At 65.3% G+C, this 13335-nt stretch carries 16 protein-coding genes; 3 read left to right on the top strand and 13 right to left on the bottom strand.

Annotation, left to right across the window (positions count from 1 at the left end; all coding sequences use genetic code 11):
- The first annotated feature begins 31 nt into the window (after nt 1–31).
- The gene (locus IE122_RS00375; RefSeq protein ID WP_189619114.1) at nt 32–1135 is read left to right on the top strand and encodes an alkene reductase; all 1104 of its coding nucleotides are present in this window, start codon (nt 32–34) and stop codon (nt 1133–1135) included.
- 22 nt (nt 1136–1157) lie between these two features.
- Here the strand turns inward: IE122_RS00375 and IE122_RS00370 are convergent, their stop codons facing one another.
- From IE122_RS00370 to IE122_RS00355, 4 genes are all read right to left on the bottom strand, one after another.
- Entirely contained in the window at nt 1158–1460 is a 303-nt protein-coding gene (locus tag IE122_RS00370) for a putative quinol monooxygenase (protein WP_189619113.1), read from the bottom strand.
- Nucleotides 1461–1680: 220 nt separating this feature from the next.
- Nucleotides 1681–1965 (bottom strand): cytochrome C oxidase subunit IV family protein, encoded by a 285-nt coding sequence (locus IE122_RS00365; protein ID WP_189619112.1) that lies wholly within the window; start codon nt 1963–1965, stop codon nt 1681–1683.
- 9 nt (nt 1966–1974) lie between these two features.
- Nucleotides 1975–2574, bottom strand: a complete 600-nt coding sequence (locus IE122_RS00360) for a cytochrome c oxidase subunit 3 (RefSeq protein WP_189619111.1) — start codon at nt 2572–2574, stop codon at nt 1975–1977.
- A gap of 5 nt (nt 2575–2579) precedes the next feature.
- Nucleotides 2580–3311, bottom strand: coding sequence for a hypothetical protein (locus IE122_RS00355; protein WP_189619110.1), 732 nt, complete (start codon nt 3309–3311; stop codon nt 2580–2582).
- A 206-nt stretch (nt 3312–3517) separates the two neighbouring features.
- Between IE122_RS00355 and IE122_RS00350 the strand changes: the two genes are divergently transcribed.
- Together IE122_RS00350 and IE122_RS00345 are read left to right on the top strand one after the other, a co-directional pair.
- On the top strand, nt 3518–4762 hold the full coding sequence (locus IE122_RS00350) for a cytochrome P450 (protein ID WP_189619109.1): 1245 nt from the start codon (nt 3518–3520) through the stop codon (nt 4760–4762).
- Nucleotides 4755–4934 carry a rubredoxin gene (locus tag IE122_RS00345; RefSeq protein WP_189619108.1) on the top strand — a complete coding sequence of 60 codons (180 nt, stop codon included), beginning with the start codon at nt 4755–4757 and terminating at the stop codon, nt 4932–4934. Before IE122_RS00350 ends, IE122_RS00345 begins: the two co-directional genes overlap by 8 nt.
- A gap of 55 nt (nt 4935–4989) precedes the next feature.
- Here the strand turns inward: IE122_RS00345 and IE122_RS00340 are convergent, their stop codons facing one another.
- From IE122_RS00340 to IE122_RS00300, 9 genes are all read right to left on the bottom strand, one after another.
- Entirely contained in the window at nt 4990–5928 is a 939-nt protein-coding gene (locus IE122_RS00340) for an NAD(P)H-dependent flavin oxidoreductase (protein WP_189619107.1), read from the bottom strand.
- Between the two features lie 7 nt (nt 5929–5935).
- Entirely contained in the window at nt 5936–6784 is an 849-nt protein-coding gene (locus IE122_RS00335; RefSeq protein ID WP_189619106.1) for a MaoC/PaaZ C-terminal domain-containing protein, read from the bottom strand.
- A gap of 13 nt (nt 6785–6797) precedes the next feature.
- A complete protein-coding gene (locus tag IE122_RS00330) occupies nt 6798–7712 on the bottom strand; it encodes an SDR family NAD(P)-dependent oxidoreductase (protein WP_229813597.1) in 915 nt (304 codons plus the stop codon).
- A gap of 79 nt (nt 7713–7791) precedes the next feature.
- Nucleotides 7792–8970 carry an acyl-CoA dehydrogenase family protein gene (locus IE122_RS00325; protein WP_189619105.1) on the bottom strand — a complete coding sequence of 393 codons (1179 nt, stop codon included), beginning with the start codon at nt 8968–8970 and terminating at the stop codon, nt 7792–7794.
- Nucleotides 8967–9296: a hypothetical protein gene (locus IE122_RS00320; protein ID WP_189619104.1), complete on the bottom strand. Its 330-nt coding sequence runs from the start codon at nt 9294–9296 to the stop codon at nt 8967–8969. The genes IE122_RS00325 and IE122_RS00320 overlap by 4 nt, the downstream gene beginning before the upstream one ends.
- Nucleotides 9293–10168, bottom strand: coding sequence for an HpcH/HpaI aldolase/citrate lyase family protein (locus IE122_RS00315; RefSeq protein WP_189619103.1), 876 nt, complete (start codon nt 10166–10168; stop codon nt 9293–9295). The genes IE122_RS00320 and IE122_RS00315 overlap by 4 nt, the downstream gene beginning before the upstream one ends.
- Nucleotides 10165–10617: a MaoC family dehydratase gene (locus tag IE122_RS00310; protein ID WP_189619102.1), complete on the bottom strand. Its 453-nt coding sequence runs from the start codon at nt 10615–10617 to the stop codon at nt 10165–10167. Before IE122_RS00310 ends, IE122_RS00315 begins: the two co-directional genes overlap by 4 nt.
- 26 nt (nt 10618–10643) lie before the next feature.
- Nucleotides 10644–11843: an acetyl-CoA acetyltransferase gene (locus tag IE122_RS00305; protein WP_189619101.1), complete on the bottom strand. Its 1200-nt coding sequence runs from the start codon at nt 11841–11843 to the stop codon at nt 10644–10646.
- Nucleotides 11843–13267: an OB-fold domain-containing protein gene (locus IE122_RS00300; protein ID WP_189619100.1), complete on the bottom strand. Its 1425-nt coding sequence runs from the start codon at nt 13265–13267 to the stop codon at nt 11843–11845. The genes IE122_RS00305 and IE122_RS00300 overlap by 1 nt, the downstream gene beginning before the upstream one ends.
- Between the last annotated feature and the right edge of the window lie 68 nt (nt 13268–13335).

Here is a 13335-nt window from a genome sequence, read left to right as displayed (position 1 = left end):
CTGCGCCGCTGCAAATTTTCAGGATCACCGGATGCTCGACGCCCTGTTCTCGCCCGTGCGCATCGGCGCGCTGGATCTGCCTAACCGCGTGGTGATGGCCCCGCTGACCCGCGCCCGCGCCACCCCCAATAACGTGCCGACCGAGCTGATGGCCCGCTACTACGCGCAGCGCGCCGATTGCGGCCTGATCGTCAGCGAGGCTTGCGCGGTCGATCCGCTGGGCATGGGCTGGTACCGCGTGCCGGGCATCTGGACGGACGAAATGGCCGCCGGCTGGCGCAAGGTCACCGATGCGGTGCACGCAGCCGGCGGACGGATCGTGCTGCAACTTTGGCACATGGGCCGGCTGGTGCTGCCCGAATATCTGGGCGGCGAACTGCCTGTCGGCCCCTCGGCCATTGCTGGTGAGGGTGAAACGATGGCCCCTCCCGGTCCCGACTACAAAGGCGGCTTCCTGCCGATGAAGCCTTATGTAGTCCCGCGCGAGATGACGCAGGCGGATATCGACCGGGTGATCGCCGCCTATGGTGCCGGTGCCAGGCGGGCGATGGCGGCCGGGTTCGACGGGGTCGAGATCCACGGAGCCAACGGCTATATCATTGACCAGTTCCTGCAGTCGAAAACCAACGTCAGGACCGACAAGTACGGCGGCAGCCTGGAAAACCGCACCCGCCTGCTGAGCGAGATCGTCGCGGCGGTGGCGAAGGAAGTGCCGGCCGATCGCATCGGCCTGCGCATCAGCCCCACCAGCGAACGCAAGGGCATGGGCGATGAAAACCCCGGCGCGCTGGCCGAGCGGATCGGCGCGATCTGTGGTGAGGCCGGGCTGGCCTATGTCCACCTGATCGAGCCGATCGCATCGGGCTTTGTCGACAAGCCGGAACACCCGGTGATGGTCAACCTGCGGGCACGGTTCCACGGCGCGGTGATCCAGAACGGCAGCTTCGATGCCGCAAGCGCCGATGCCTTCATAGCCGGCAACCAGGCCGATGCGATCTCGTTCGGGCGGCCCTACATCGCCAACCCCGATCTCGTCACCCGCATGCGCGAAGGGCAGCCGCTGGCTGCGGCAAACTTCGATTTCGCCTATGTCGGTGAAGAACGCGGTTACACCGACTACCCGCGCGCCGGCTGACGCGCGGGCCGTTCGGCTCACGTCAGAAGCGCAGGAACGGTTCGTCCCAGATCAGAATCTTCGGCTCACCGCCAAGGATCGGGCCGAGCACGTCCATCAGCCCGGTATCCATCCGCCATTGCAGGTAGGTCTGATAGTGCTGGGCGCTTTCCCACTCTTCCAGCAGCAGCAGGGTGTTGGGATCATCGGGCTTGCGATGCGCGGCGATCGAAATGAAGCCGTCCTTGGTTGCGGTCTCGGTCAGGATCGCGGGGATCATCTCCAGAAAGCCTTCGACCGCTTCGGGTTTGAGGGGAAGTTCGAAGGTGATTACGGCCTTGGTCATGCATCGGTCTCCAGGGGTTATGGTTCTTGTGGGGTAAACTGAGAGTCATACTGTGTGCCTCATCCTCTCCGCTTCGTCTTTGCGAGCGACCCAATGTCGCGCGGCAATCCAGGGCGGTTTAAACCGCCCTGGATTGCTTCACCCGCTGCGCAGGTTCGCAATGACGAAGAGGAGCGGGAGGTCGGCACCTCGTGGGCATCAGACTGCCGAGCCGCCGGGTTCAGCGCAAGACAAGGATGGCGATCAGCGCGGTCATGGCACCAAAGACCCATACGCAAAATCCGGCGCGCAGGAACCAGACGGCCTCGCGCAGCTCCATGAACTGCAGGCCCACCGCCAGCACCTTGAGAAACGCGATCGCCACCACCCCGGCCACGGCGGCGCGGGCGGGGCCATGGGCATGCTGGGCGCTTTCGCCCAATTGCCAGCCCGCCAGCGTGGCGACGACCAGCGCCAGCCACACAAGAGTGAGCGAGCGCGACGGCAGGGAAGACGGTTTCGGCATCGGGGCCCTTCAGATCAGGTAGAGCAGCGCGAACAGGACGATCCACAAGAGATCGACCAGATGCCAGAACAGGCCCCCGCACTCGACGAAACGGTCCCTTTCCGGCCCCGCCGGTCGCTTGGAGCAGGCCCTGCTCAGCACCAGCATGTAGACCGTACCCAGCAGCACGTGGAACAGGTGGATGCCGGTGAACACGAAGAAGAACATGTAAAAGTCATCGGTCTGCGGGCTCGCGCCAAGGCGGATGAGGTGCGACCATTCGATGAACTTGTTGGCGATGAACCCCAGCCCGCACGCCGCCCCGGCCAGGAAATAGCGGCTTGCCGCCCGGCCCGCCCCCTTGCGGCTGGTCTCCACCCCTGCGGCGACCAGCCACGAACCGGTCAGCAGCAGCAGCGTGTTGGCCACGCCCAGCCCTATGTCGAGGCTGGCCCGGCCACGCGCGAAGACCTGCGGCTGATCGCCGTTGCCCAGCGCGATGAGGACGAAGAACAGGGTGAAGGCGAGCAGGTCTCCGGCAATGAAGATCCAGATCCCCGCCTCGCCCGGGACGCGCGCGCTATGGTGCGCCTGTGCCGTCGCTATCGACATCGTATCAGGTGTCTGCATCGCGCTCAGTAGAAGCGCGAGGGGACGTTTTCATCCTTGGTGGCATCGAACATGGCCCAGCTCATCAGCAGGATCCACAGGAAGAATGCCGTGAAGGGCAGCCACAGGGCAACCACGCCGTTCCAGGAAAACGGCCCGTGCTTGAAGAACAGCACCATCTGCCCCGGCGCGAACAGCACTGCCGCCCAGAGGTTGGCATAGCCGACCCAGCGCGGGAACGGCCGTTCGCCGTCCTTGGCCATCAGGATCGGCAGCGCGATGACCACGCACCAGCCGCCAAACACCGGCACCGAGAACACCGCCAGGAAGTAGGCGAAGTCCGCCAGGAACTGCACCAGCGTCGGATCGTATTCGTCGGGACGGAAGGCCATCAGCGCCCAGCAGAACGCCACCAGCACCGCCACCACGGTGCCTGCTGCCGTGAACAGCAACTGCACGTAGGAGAAGCAGGGATTGAGCTCCGCCCGCCGGGTCTGCGCGGCAATCCCGGCACCGAACGATCCGAACAGCGCGAACGAGATCATGCAGAATACCGAGCCCACGCGGATCGCCAGCAGGTGTTCGGAGATCTTGGCAACGAAAACCTCAGCAGGATCATCAGGCGCGAGCAGAGGCGGGATCATCCCGCCCAGCAGCATGCCCCCGATGATGAAGGCGACGACCGCAACGACCCCCGTCCAGCCGCAGAACCGCAGTGATTTGCGAAAATGATCGTCCCTGCCCTGGGCACCGGCCATCCGAATTCTCCCCTGTTCGCACCGCCATCCCCTCCTCAAGGAGGGGGCGGCGCTCATTCGTTAATACGTATGAATATTACGCAATGAAGTGAGCCAATCGCTTGTCCTTGTCAATCGGTCAGGATCGTTCCCATCCGTGAAAGTGCAAGGGTCGGGCAGGCTATCGTGTTAAACCGTATCCATAACAACAAGTGAGAGGTGCTGCCATGGCGAGTCTTACGATGCCCGATCCCGCCGAACTCGATCGCCTTGACGTATCGCGCGGGTCCCTGTGGGAAGCCAATGCCTGGCGTCCGTTGTTCGCCCGCCTGCGCGCGGAAGAGCCGGTGAGTTTCTGTCCGCAAAGCGCGTTCGGTCCTTACTGGTCGATTACCCGTTATGACGATATCGTAGCGGTGGAAGGCGATGCGCAAACCTATTCGTCCTCGTGGGAACATGGCGGCATCGTCATCTTCGACATGAAGGACACCGGCGTCCAGCTTCGCATGTTCATCGCCATGGACGATCCCGAGCATGCCGAAAAGCGCAAGGCCATCGCCCCGGCGGTGACCCCCACCGCAATGGCGGCACTGGCGGGTGCCATCCGCCAGCGGACCGCCGACCTGCTCGACACCCTGCCTGAAGGCGAGGTGTTCGATTGGGTCCACACCGTCTCGATCCCGCTGACGACCGCGATGATCGCCACCTTGTTCGATTTTCCCTGGGACGAACGGCACAAGCTGGCCCCCTGGTCCGACTGGTGCGCCAAGATCGATATCGGTCCCGATCCGGTGCTCAATGCCGAACGCGAAGGCCATATCTTCGAAATGGCCGCGCGCTTCCGCGAGCTCTACGACGAACGCAAGGCCCAGCCCGTCCGCCCCGATCTGCTGTCGATGATGGCGCATGCCGATTCGTTCGGCGAGATGGACGAACAGCGCTTCATCGGCGCGATCGCGCTGCTGCTGGTGGGCGGCAACGACACCACCCGCAACTCCATGTCGGGCATGATCGAAAGGATCACCCTTTTCCCGGAGGCCTGGGCGCAAGTGAAGGCCGACCCGGCACGGCTGGCCGGCGGCGCGGCGACCGAGACGATCCGCCTGCAAACACCGATCGCCCACATGCGCCGCACCGCCACCCGCGATGTCGAACTGCACGGCAAGACCATCCGCAAGGGCGACAAGGTGGTGCTGTGGTACAATTCGGGCAACCGCGACGAGACGGTATTCCCCGATGCCGATCGCTGGGACCCCGAACGCGAGAACTCGCGCCGCCACCTCTCGTTCGGCTACGGCATCCACCGCTGCCTCGGCGCGCGGCTGGCCGAGCTGCAACTGACCACGCTGATCGAGGAAATGGCCAAGCGCGACATGGACGTGAAGCTGGCCGGTGAGATCGAGCGGCTCGCCTCGTGCTTCACCAATGGCTACGAGCACATCCCGGTAACGATGAGCCGCAGCCATGACTGACGCGCCGTGGCGCCGCTACAAGTGCCTCAACTGCGGCGAGATATATGACGAGGAACTGGGCTGCCCCGATCTCGACGTGCCGCCGGGCACGCGCTGGGAAGACCTGCCGGACGATTTCGTCTGCCCGCAATGCGGATCGGACAAACGGGACTTCGAGCTGATCGAGGCATGATCTGCCTGTCCGCTGTCCTCTCCCGGCCGGAGAGGGCAGCGGCGGACGGCTGTGTTTACGCGCCGCAGAGCGCCTTTCTGGCGACACCGTAATCTTCGGCCAGCCAGTCGATCCATGCGGCGGCCGGGCCCGATGCCTTGATCGCGCCGATGCCCTGCCCGGCGCTCCAGATTTCCTTCCACGCCTTGGCGTTATCCCCGCCGCCGTCGATGTTGATCGACTTGCCCGCCGCGCGCACAAGGTTGTCGGGATCGAGCCCGTTCTCGACGATCGAGGGGCGCAGGAACGTGGCTTTGACGCCGGTGAAGCTATCACTGACGAGGATATCCTCGGCCCCGTGATCGACCACCATCTGCTTGAAGCCGGGCTGGGTGTTGGCTTCATCGCTGGCGAGGAAGGCCGAGCCGATATAGGCCAGATCCGCCCCCAGCGCCTCGCTGGCAAGCACTGCCTTGCCGTTGGCGATGCAGCCCGACAGCAGCAGCAGCCCGTCCCACCATTCGCGGATCTCCTGGACCAGCGCGAAGGGCGAAATGTTGCCGGTATGGCCACCCGCGCCGGCACCGACGGCGATGATGCCGTCCACGCCCATCTGCGCCGCCTTTCTGGCGTGGCGATTGCGGATCACGTCCTGGAACACCAGCGCGCCGTTGTCCTGCAACTGGCGCACCAGATCGCCGTTCGCGGCAAGCGCCAGCACCACGATCGGCACCTTGTGGCGCAGCACGACCTCAAGATCGGCTTCGAGGCGCGAGTTCGACGCATGGGCGACGAGGTTGATGGCATAGGGCATGTCGCCCACTTCGGCCTTGATGCGGGCGATATCGGCATCGAGCGCCGCCGTCGTGCGCGGGTTCAGCGCCGGCATCGAGCCGATGATGCCCGCCTTGCACTGCGCGATCACGAGATCGGCGGTGGAGGCAATGAACATCGGCCCGGCCATGACCGGAATGCGCAGTTTGGCCTTGAGTGCGGCGATCTCTTCCCTGGTCATCGTGTTTTCACTTCCAACTGATTTCGCCGCCGTCGAGAACCTTGCGGTCACCGATCAGGGCGCGGAACCGGCTGCCGCCGGTGGCGGCATCGTTCCAGATTTCGAAAGTCAGGGTATCGCCCGGCAGGACGATCCCGGAAAACTTGCAGGCGAGCTTCGCCACGTCCGCCGGATCACGCCCCATCGCGCGCGACACGGCGACGCCGGCGATGGCATAGCTGCACAGCCCCTGCAGGATGGGCTGCGTGAAGCCCGCCTTGGCGGCGAAGTCGGGATCGAGGTGCAGCGGGTTCCAGTCGCCCGAAAGCCGGTAGATCAGCGCCGCGCGGGAACTGACCGCGAAGGTGCCGGTGGCATCGGGCGGGCTCTGCGGGTCGAACTTCTCGTCCCGCGCCGCCGGCTCACCGCCGAACCCGCCATCGCCACGCAGCAGCAGCGTCTGGTGAAGGCGGCAATAGAGCGTATCGCTCGCCCCGTCGCGGATGGTGCGTTCGAGCACCAGCACCGCGCCGCGTCCTTCGCCCCGGTCAGTCAGCGAAATGACCTTGGCCTCGCCCAGCACCGTGGCCTTGGGCGGCAGCGGCGCGAAGAATTCCGCGCTCTGCGCGAAATGAACCAGCTTGCCGAAATCGACGCCGAGCGCAGGCTCGCGAATCCACATGCCCGGCGAACACAGCGTCACCGCATACGTCGGCAGCACGTCGAGCGCGCGTTCGTCCAGGAAGCGCAGGTCCGCACGATCGCACGGATCGGCACCCAGGCCGACGCCGAGCGCATAGAGGATGGCGTCACGCTCGACATAGGCATGCTCGCGCGTGCCGAAATCGTAGCCGAAGATGGCGGCGGTATCGATCACGGCCGCTCGTCCCTTACACCGGGTCCCAGGTGAAGACATCGCCCGACTTGTGCAGCGGGTAGAAGTCGTTCTGGAACTGCGGGAACACGCGCTCGCAGATCGTCGTGGGCGTCCAGCCCTCGGCGGTGTGCGCGGTGCGGATCGGGCGCGACTGCGAGAACAGGTAGATCTCGTTGTTGCGCACGCCGAACACCTGGCCGGTGACCTGCGCGCCGCCATCCGAGCAGAGCGCGGCGCAGAACGGGCCAATCTTGTCGGCGTCAAGCTTCTTGAGCCCTTCCACCCGCTTTTGCTGTTCGAGGGTTTCGGTGGGGATCGACGACACCATCCGCGTCCACGCCCAGGGTGCCACCGCGTTGGAGCGCACGCCGAAGCGCTGCATGTCGATCGCGATCGACTTGGACATGCCGACGATGCCGAGCTTGGCGGCGGCGTAGTTGGCCTGGCCCAGGTTGCCGACAAGGCCGCTGGAGCTGGTCATGTGCACGAACGCGCCCGAACCCTGTTCCTTGAAGAACGGCGCGGCCGAGCGGCTGGTGTGGAAGCTGCCCATCAGGTGGACATCCAGCACGGCGCGGAAATCATCGGGCGACATCTTGTGGAACAGCACGTCGCGCAGGTTACCGGCGTTGTTCACCACGGCATCGATGCGCCCGAAGTTGTCGATCACGGCCTTGACCATGGCCTGACCGCCGTCCCATTCCGCCACGCTGTCGTGGTTGGCAACGGCACGACCGCCCATGGCGCGGATTTCCTCCACCACCTGCTCGGCAGGAGAGCCTTCGGTCTCACCGTCACCGGTCAGCGCCACGCCCAGGTCGTTGACCACCACGGCCGCGCCTTCGCGCGCCATCGCCAGCGCAATGCCGCGGCCCACGCCGCGCCCGGCGCCCGTGACCAGGACGGCCTTGCCTTCCATCAAGCCCATGATGTGTTCCTTCGTTATGTCTGATTGGGAGCGGTGCCCCCCGGCGAGAGGCCGGCGCGCGCCGCGAAACCGTTCCGGCTCAGTAGCTCTTGGGAAGGTCGAGGACCTTCTCGGCGATGAAGCTCATGATCAGTTGTTCGGTAATCGGTGCAAGGCGGGTCAACGCCGATTCGCGGTAGAGCCGCTCGACATGGTATTCCTTGGCGTAACCGAAGCCTCCATGGGTCGCCACCGCCTGCCAGGCCGCATCGTGGCAGGCGCGGGCCGCCAGGAACTTGGCGCTGTTCGCCTCGGCACCGCAGGGCAGGCCGCTGTCATAAAGGCGCGCGGCCTTCTCGACCATCAGCCAGGCGCTCTGCAGGTACATCCAGCGTTCGGCCAGCGGATGCTGGATGCCCTGGTTCATGCCGATCGGGCGATCGAACACTACGCGCTCCTTGGCGTAGTTTACCCCACGGCGCAGCGCGTCCGAACCGATGCCCGTCGCGGCGGCGGCGATCAGGATGCGTTCCGGGTTGAGCGAGTGGAGGATATAGCCGAAGCCCTTGCCCTCCTCGCCGATCCGGTCCTCATCGGGGATGAACAGGTCTTCGATGAAGATCGCGTTCGAATCGACCGCCTTGCGGCCCATCTTCGGGATCAGGTGGACATCGATCTTCGAGCGATCGAGATCGGTGTAGAAGATGGTGATGCCGTCGGTCGGCTTCTTCACGTCCTCGAACTTGGTGGTGCGGGTCAACAGCATGATCTTGTTGGCGACCTGCGCGGTCGAGGTCCAGACCTTCTGACCATTGACGCGATAGCCGCCCGGCACCTTCTCCGCGAAAGTCTTGATGCGGGTGGTGTTGAGACCGGCGTCAGGCTCGGTGAAACCGAAGCAGACCTGATCCTCGCCCGAAACCAGGCGCGGCACCCAGCGGGCCTTCTGCTCGTCGGTGCCCTCGACCACGATCGGGTGCGGGCCGAACAGGTTGATGTGGATGGTGGACGATGCGGCAAACCCGCCGCCGCACGAGGCGACTTCGCGGATCATCGTCATCGCCTCGGTCACGCCAAGGCCCGAACCGCCGAATTCCTCGGGCATGGTGATGCCCAGCCAGCCGGCCTCAGCCATCGCGGTGTGGAATTCGCGCGGGAACTTGCCGTCGTTGTCGCGATCGAGCCAGTATTCGTCGTCGAACGGCTTGCAGACGGCGCGCACGCCCTCGCGGATGGCTTCGAGATCTTCCTCGGTCGGAAGCGGACGCTGTGCACTCATGATTCAACCCTCGTGGAAACACTGCGGATGCGTCGGAACAGGTCGGGGCCGCGGAGGAGAAGCCAGGCGGCGTTGACCATGTTGCCGGTGCAGCAGGTGATGATGAACAGGACGATCGTGAGCCCCAGCTTGCGCTCGTAGGCGTAGATCAGCAGCGAAAAGAGCAGGAAGCCGGCATAGGCGTCCGCCCAGACGTAGAGCCCCCACACGACCGACCAGACATGAAGCTGGTCAGCCAGAACGCGACCGGTGGCCAGGGCATAGAAGAGGAACCCGGTCAGCCCCAGCACGATCGCCAGACACAGGCCCCGGGCAAAGGCGCTCATGCCGCTTCCCCGGCGGCGGCGAGCGTCTTGTGTGCGGCCTTGAGGTGCGGGATATCGTACATCTTGCCGTCGATGCCGATGGTGCCCAGTTCGGGATTGGCGGCAAAGGCATCCGCGATCTTGCGGGCTTGTGCCACTTCTTCCTCGGACGGGCTGAAGCAGCGGTTGATCGTGTCGACCTGATCGGGATGGATGGCGATCCGCCCCAGGAACCCGTCACGACGGGCACGACGACAATCCACTTCGAGACCTTCAGGATCGCGGAAGTTGGCATAGAGCGTGTCGATCGGCGTCACCCCGGCGGCGGCGGCGGCGAACAGGCACTGCGCGCGTGCGACCTGATAAGGGAAGGTCCAGGACCCGTCCGCTTCCTTGTTGTCGGTCGCGCCGATGGCGGCCCCCAGATCCTCCGCGCCCCAGGTCAGCCCGACAAGGCGCGGGTGCGGCGGGGTGTAGGAACCCAGGTTGAACATCGCCAGCGGGGTTTCGGTGGAGACCACCGCGATCTTGACGGTGCCGTGCGCCATGCCGGCCGCGGCTTCGAGCTTGTCGAGCTTGGCGGCGATCTCGGCGATATCGGCCCCGCCGTTGGCCTTGGGCACGAGCAGACCGGCAAGACCGGGACGCACCACGGCAGCAAGATCGTCGTCGATCAGGCCCGAATCGAGCGGGTTGGGCCGCACGAAAAGGCTGGCCGGGACTTCGCCCGCCTTGTCGAGCCACCCGGCGACCGTCTGGCGAGCCTGCGGCTTGACCGCCGGGGCCACCGAATCCTCCAGGTCGAGGATCAGCACATCGGCGTTGCCGCCCGATGCCTTGGCGAACTTCTTCTCGCTGTCGCCCGGGACGAAAAGAAGCGAGCGCAGCCTCACGCCGGCCTCTTGAGCATCAGCGCGTTGCGCTTGGTGCGGCAGACGATCTCGTCTTTCTGGTTATAGCCGATGTGCTCGAACAGGACGATGCCCTGGGTCGGCCGCGACTTGCTCTCGCGCTTTTCGAGCACGTGGGTCTCGGAGCGGATGGTATCGCCCGAGAACACCGGCTTGGGAAACACCGTATCGGTCATCCCGAGGTTGGCGACCGTGGTGCCAAGCGTCGTATCCTGCACCGACAGGCCGATCACCAGCCCCAGCGTGAAGATGGAGTTCATCAGCGGCCGGCCGAATTCGGTCTTCGAGCAATAATCGTGGTCGATGTGGATCTGCGCCGGATTGTAGGTGAGCGACGAGAACATCATGTTCTCGTACTCCAGCACGGTCTTGCGGATCTCGTGCCGGATCACCTGTCCGACTTCCAGTTCGTCAAACCAAAGGCCTGCCATTTATCCTGTCCCGTATTGTGAATGCGTCAGTCGAGGCGGCCGAAGATCGCGACCGCAGCGACGCTGTTGAAAGGTGCCCCGCCCAGGTTGTGAGTGAGGCCGACATCGACCTTACCACGCTGGCGTTCGCCTGCACGACCCTGCAACTGGTTATAGACTTCATAAGCCATTCTGAGACCTGAAGCGCCGACCGGGTGGCCGAAGCACTTGAGCCCGCCATCGAGCTGGCACGGGATCGCGCCGTCGCGATCATAGCGGCCATCGAGGATATCGGCCGGCGCGCGGCCTTCCTCGGACAGGCCGAGGTCTTCCATGATGACGAGTTCGGTGATCGAGAAGCAGTCATGCACCTCGGTCATATCGATGCTCTGCCGCGGATCATGGATCCCCGCTTCGGCGTAGGCGCGGCCGGCGGCGACGCGGGTGTTCGGCACGCTGGCCCCGTCCCATTCGCCGTACTGCAGTTCCCAGCCGTTGCTGGCGCACAACTGGATGGCCTTGATGGTGACCGGATTGCCCTTGCCCAGCGCCTTGGCGATTTCAGGCGTGGTGACGATCGCGCAGGCCGCGCCATCGGACACGCCGCAGCAATCGAACAGTCCCAGCGGGTCCGCGATCAGCGGTGCCTTGAGGATGGTTTCGATATCGACCGCCTTCTGCAGGTGCGCCTTGGGGGAATGCACGCCGTTCTGGTGGCTCTTCCACGAAACGTGCGCCATCGCCCGCTTGAGGTCCCCGGCATCGATCCCGTGCCGCGCGGCATAAGCGCCGGCAAGCTGGGCGAACGTGCCCGGAGCCGAGCCATAGGGCATCCACAGGTCGTTCTGCACGCCCTTGGTGCGCAGCGGCAGACCGCCGTAGCCGGTGTCCTTGAGCTTCTCGACGCCGATCGCCAGCGCGATATCGACCGCGCCGGACGCCACCGCATAAGCTGCCCCGCGCAGCGCTTCGGTGCCGGTGGCGCACATGTTCTCGACCCGGGTGACCGGTACCCGGTTCAGCCGCAGCGCATGCGCGGCGGGCAGCGCCGAATTGCCGACGTTGATATCGTCGAGCGCATTGCCGACCCATGCCGCCTCGATCTGGTCCCGCTCGATCCCGGCGTCGGCCAGCGCTTCGGCGAAAGCCTCGACCATCAGGCCGTCCGCGCCCAGGTCCCAGCGTTCGCCGAACCGGGTGCAGCCCATGCCGACGATGGCGACCTTGTCCCTGAATCCGCTTGCCATCAGGCTTCTCCCAGCTCGGGCCGCGCCAGCGGCGCTGCCTTCCAGAAATATGTCCGCGTTCCCAGTTCGCGGTGCTGCGATTTGATCCGCAGGCGCATGCGCACGGCATCACCCACCGCAAAACCCTTTTCCGGGCGGTCGGTCAGTTCCATCAGCACCCGCGCGCCGTTGTCGAACTGGACGAGGCCGAAATCGAACGGCGGGTCGGGCGTGAAGTTGAGCCGGTCGGCCGTCACCGAGACGATCCTCGCCTCCAGATCGGCCAGCCTTACGTCCTCCAGCTTTTCGGGCCTGGTCAGCGCCGGATTGACCGGATAGTCGCTTTTGGGAAACTGGACGTTACCGGTGCTGTCGCGCCCGCCGACGAAGCCGATCATGTCGCGGCCGACCCGCTCGATCACGGTTGCCTGCGCCTTCTGCTGAAACTCCGAGCGCATTCCCCAGTCGAGCGAAAGCGCGCCGACGAGATTGAGGAAGCGCGTGGCCGAAGCCAGCCGGAAGCCCTGATCGAGCGCGGATGCGAACTGGTCTGTCCCGGTGATCGCACCGGTCACTTCGAACACCAGCGCATCGGCACCGCTGCCAAAGCCCAGCACCAGCACGTGATCGCCCGGCCTGGCCGCCGCAAGCGCGAGACCAAGGCCGAACAGCGGCATTGCCGCGCCCAGATCGCCGGCCTTTTCGCTCACCGCCTGGCAGTGATTGGGCGCAGCCACCTTGAGCTTGCGCGAAGCCGCCGCCCAGGTCCCGCCGACCGGTTCGGCCACCGCCACATGCGCCAGTTGCGCCGGTTCGATCCCGGCCGCAGCGCAGGCTTCGCGCACCACCGGCACGATGATTTCCGCCACCGCGATGTCGCGCACGAAGCGCTCTTCATAAGCGTAAGGGGTAGGGTGATCGACCGAGGCGTAGCGATCGACCAGATCGTGCGTGTGGCTGGCATAACCGGCCAGCCGGGCCGGCCCGGCGGCACCGACACGCACGGCCGCCGCGCCATCGCCATAGGCGAGCTGCGATGCGCTGCCGGCCTGGGTCAGGCGCTTTTCTGCGGCAATCACGATTTCATCGCGTCCCGCCAGCAGGGCATCGAGCAGCGCGGTAACACCGGCACGGCGCGAATTCGCAAGATCGGTGGTGCGCACCGAGCGCGGCAACGCCAGCGCATCGATCGCAATCGCGCTTTGCGCACGGTCCGTATAGAACGCCGAGGTCGAAGCGATCCGCAGCGCGTCCGGCGCGGTGGCGGCCAGCGCCCGCGCCGATTCGACCGCCATGGTCAGCGTGTCTTCGTCCCAGCCGGCAACGGCGCGCGATCCCGCACGCGGCATGCCCAGACCGCTCCATCCGAATTCGCGGGCCATCGCCTTGCGGTCGACCCGAAGCGCGGGCAGGTAAGCGCCCACTGCGGTTATCCCGATCTGCACCCTATCCTCCGCAAAACAAACATGACCGGGCCGCTTCACGAACCGTCGACCCCGGTAACCGACGCTCC

The organism is Novosphingobium colocasiae, from assembly GCF_014652555.1.
In the GTDB taxonomy this organism is placed as follows: domain Bacteria; phylum Pseudomonadota; class Alphaproteobacteria; order Sphingomonadales; family Sphingomonadaceae; genus Novosphingobium; species Novosphingobium colocasiae.
This window is presented reverse-complemented; position numbering and strand designations above follow the sequence as displayed.

What these genes read in the sequence shown, in the direction of transcription:
- IE122_RS00360 (WP_189619111.1), bottom strand. Translation starts at nt 2,574, where the DNA reads ATGCAGACACCTGATACGATGTCGATAGCGACGGCACAGGCGCACCAT.
- IE122_RS00320 (WP_189619104.1), bottom strand. Translation starts at nt 9,296, where the DNA reads ATGAGCGCCTTTGCCCGGGGCCTGTGTCTGGCGATCGTGCTGGGGCTG.
- IE122_RS00330 (WP_229813597.1), bottom strand. Translation starts at nt 7,712, where the DNA reads ATGGGCTTGATGGAAGGCAAGGCCGTCCTGGTCACGGGCGCCGGGCGC.
- IE122_RS00310 (WP_189619102.1), bottom strand. Translation starts at nt 10,617, where the DNA reads ATGGCAGGCCTTTGGTTTGACGAACTGGAAGTCGGACAGGTGATCCGG.
- IE122_RS00345 (WP_189619108.1), top strand. Translation starts at nt 4,755, where the DNA reads ATGACTGACGCGCCGTGGCGCCGCTACAAGTGCCTCAACTGCGGCGAG.
- IE122_RS00355 (WP_189619110.1), bottom strand. Translation starts at nt 3,311, where the DNA reads ATGGCCGGTGCCCAGGGCAGGGACGATCATTTTCGCAAATCACTGCGG.
- IE122_RS00340 (WP_189619107.1), bottom strand. Translation starts at nt 5,928, where the DNA reads ATGACCAGGGAAGAGATCGCCGCACTCAAGGCCAAACTGCGCATTCCG.
- IE122_RS00350 (WP_189619109.1), top strand. Translation starts at nt 3,518, where the DNA reads ATGGCGAGTCTTACGATGCCCGATCCCGCCGAACTCGATCGCCTTGAC.
- IE122_RS00365 (WP_189619112.1), bottom strand. Translation starts at nt 1,965, where the DNA reads ATGCCGAAACCGTCTTCCCTGCCGTCGCGCTCGCTCACTCTTGTGTGG.
- IE122_RS00305 (WP_189619101.1), bottom strand. Translation starts at nt 11,843, where the DNA reads ATGGCAAGCGGATTCAGGGACAAGGTCGCCATCGTCGGCATGGGCTGC.
- IE122_RS00375 (WP_189619114.1), top strand. Translation starts at nt 32, where the DNA reads ATGCTCGACGCCCTGTTCTCGCCCGTGCGCATCGGCGCGCTGGATCTG.
- IE122_RS00370 (WP_189619113.1), bottom strand. Translation starts at nt 1,460, where the DNA reads ATGACCAAGGCCGTAATCACCTTCGAACTTCCCCTCAAACCCGAAGCG.
- IE122_RS00325 (WP_189619105.1), bottom strand. Translation starts at nt 8,970, where the DNA reads ATGAGTGCACAGCGTCCGCTTCCGACCGAGGAAGATCTCGAAGCCATC.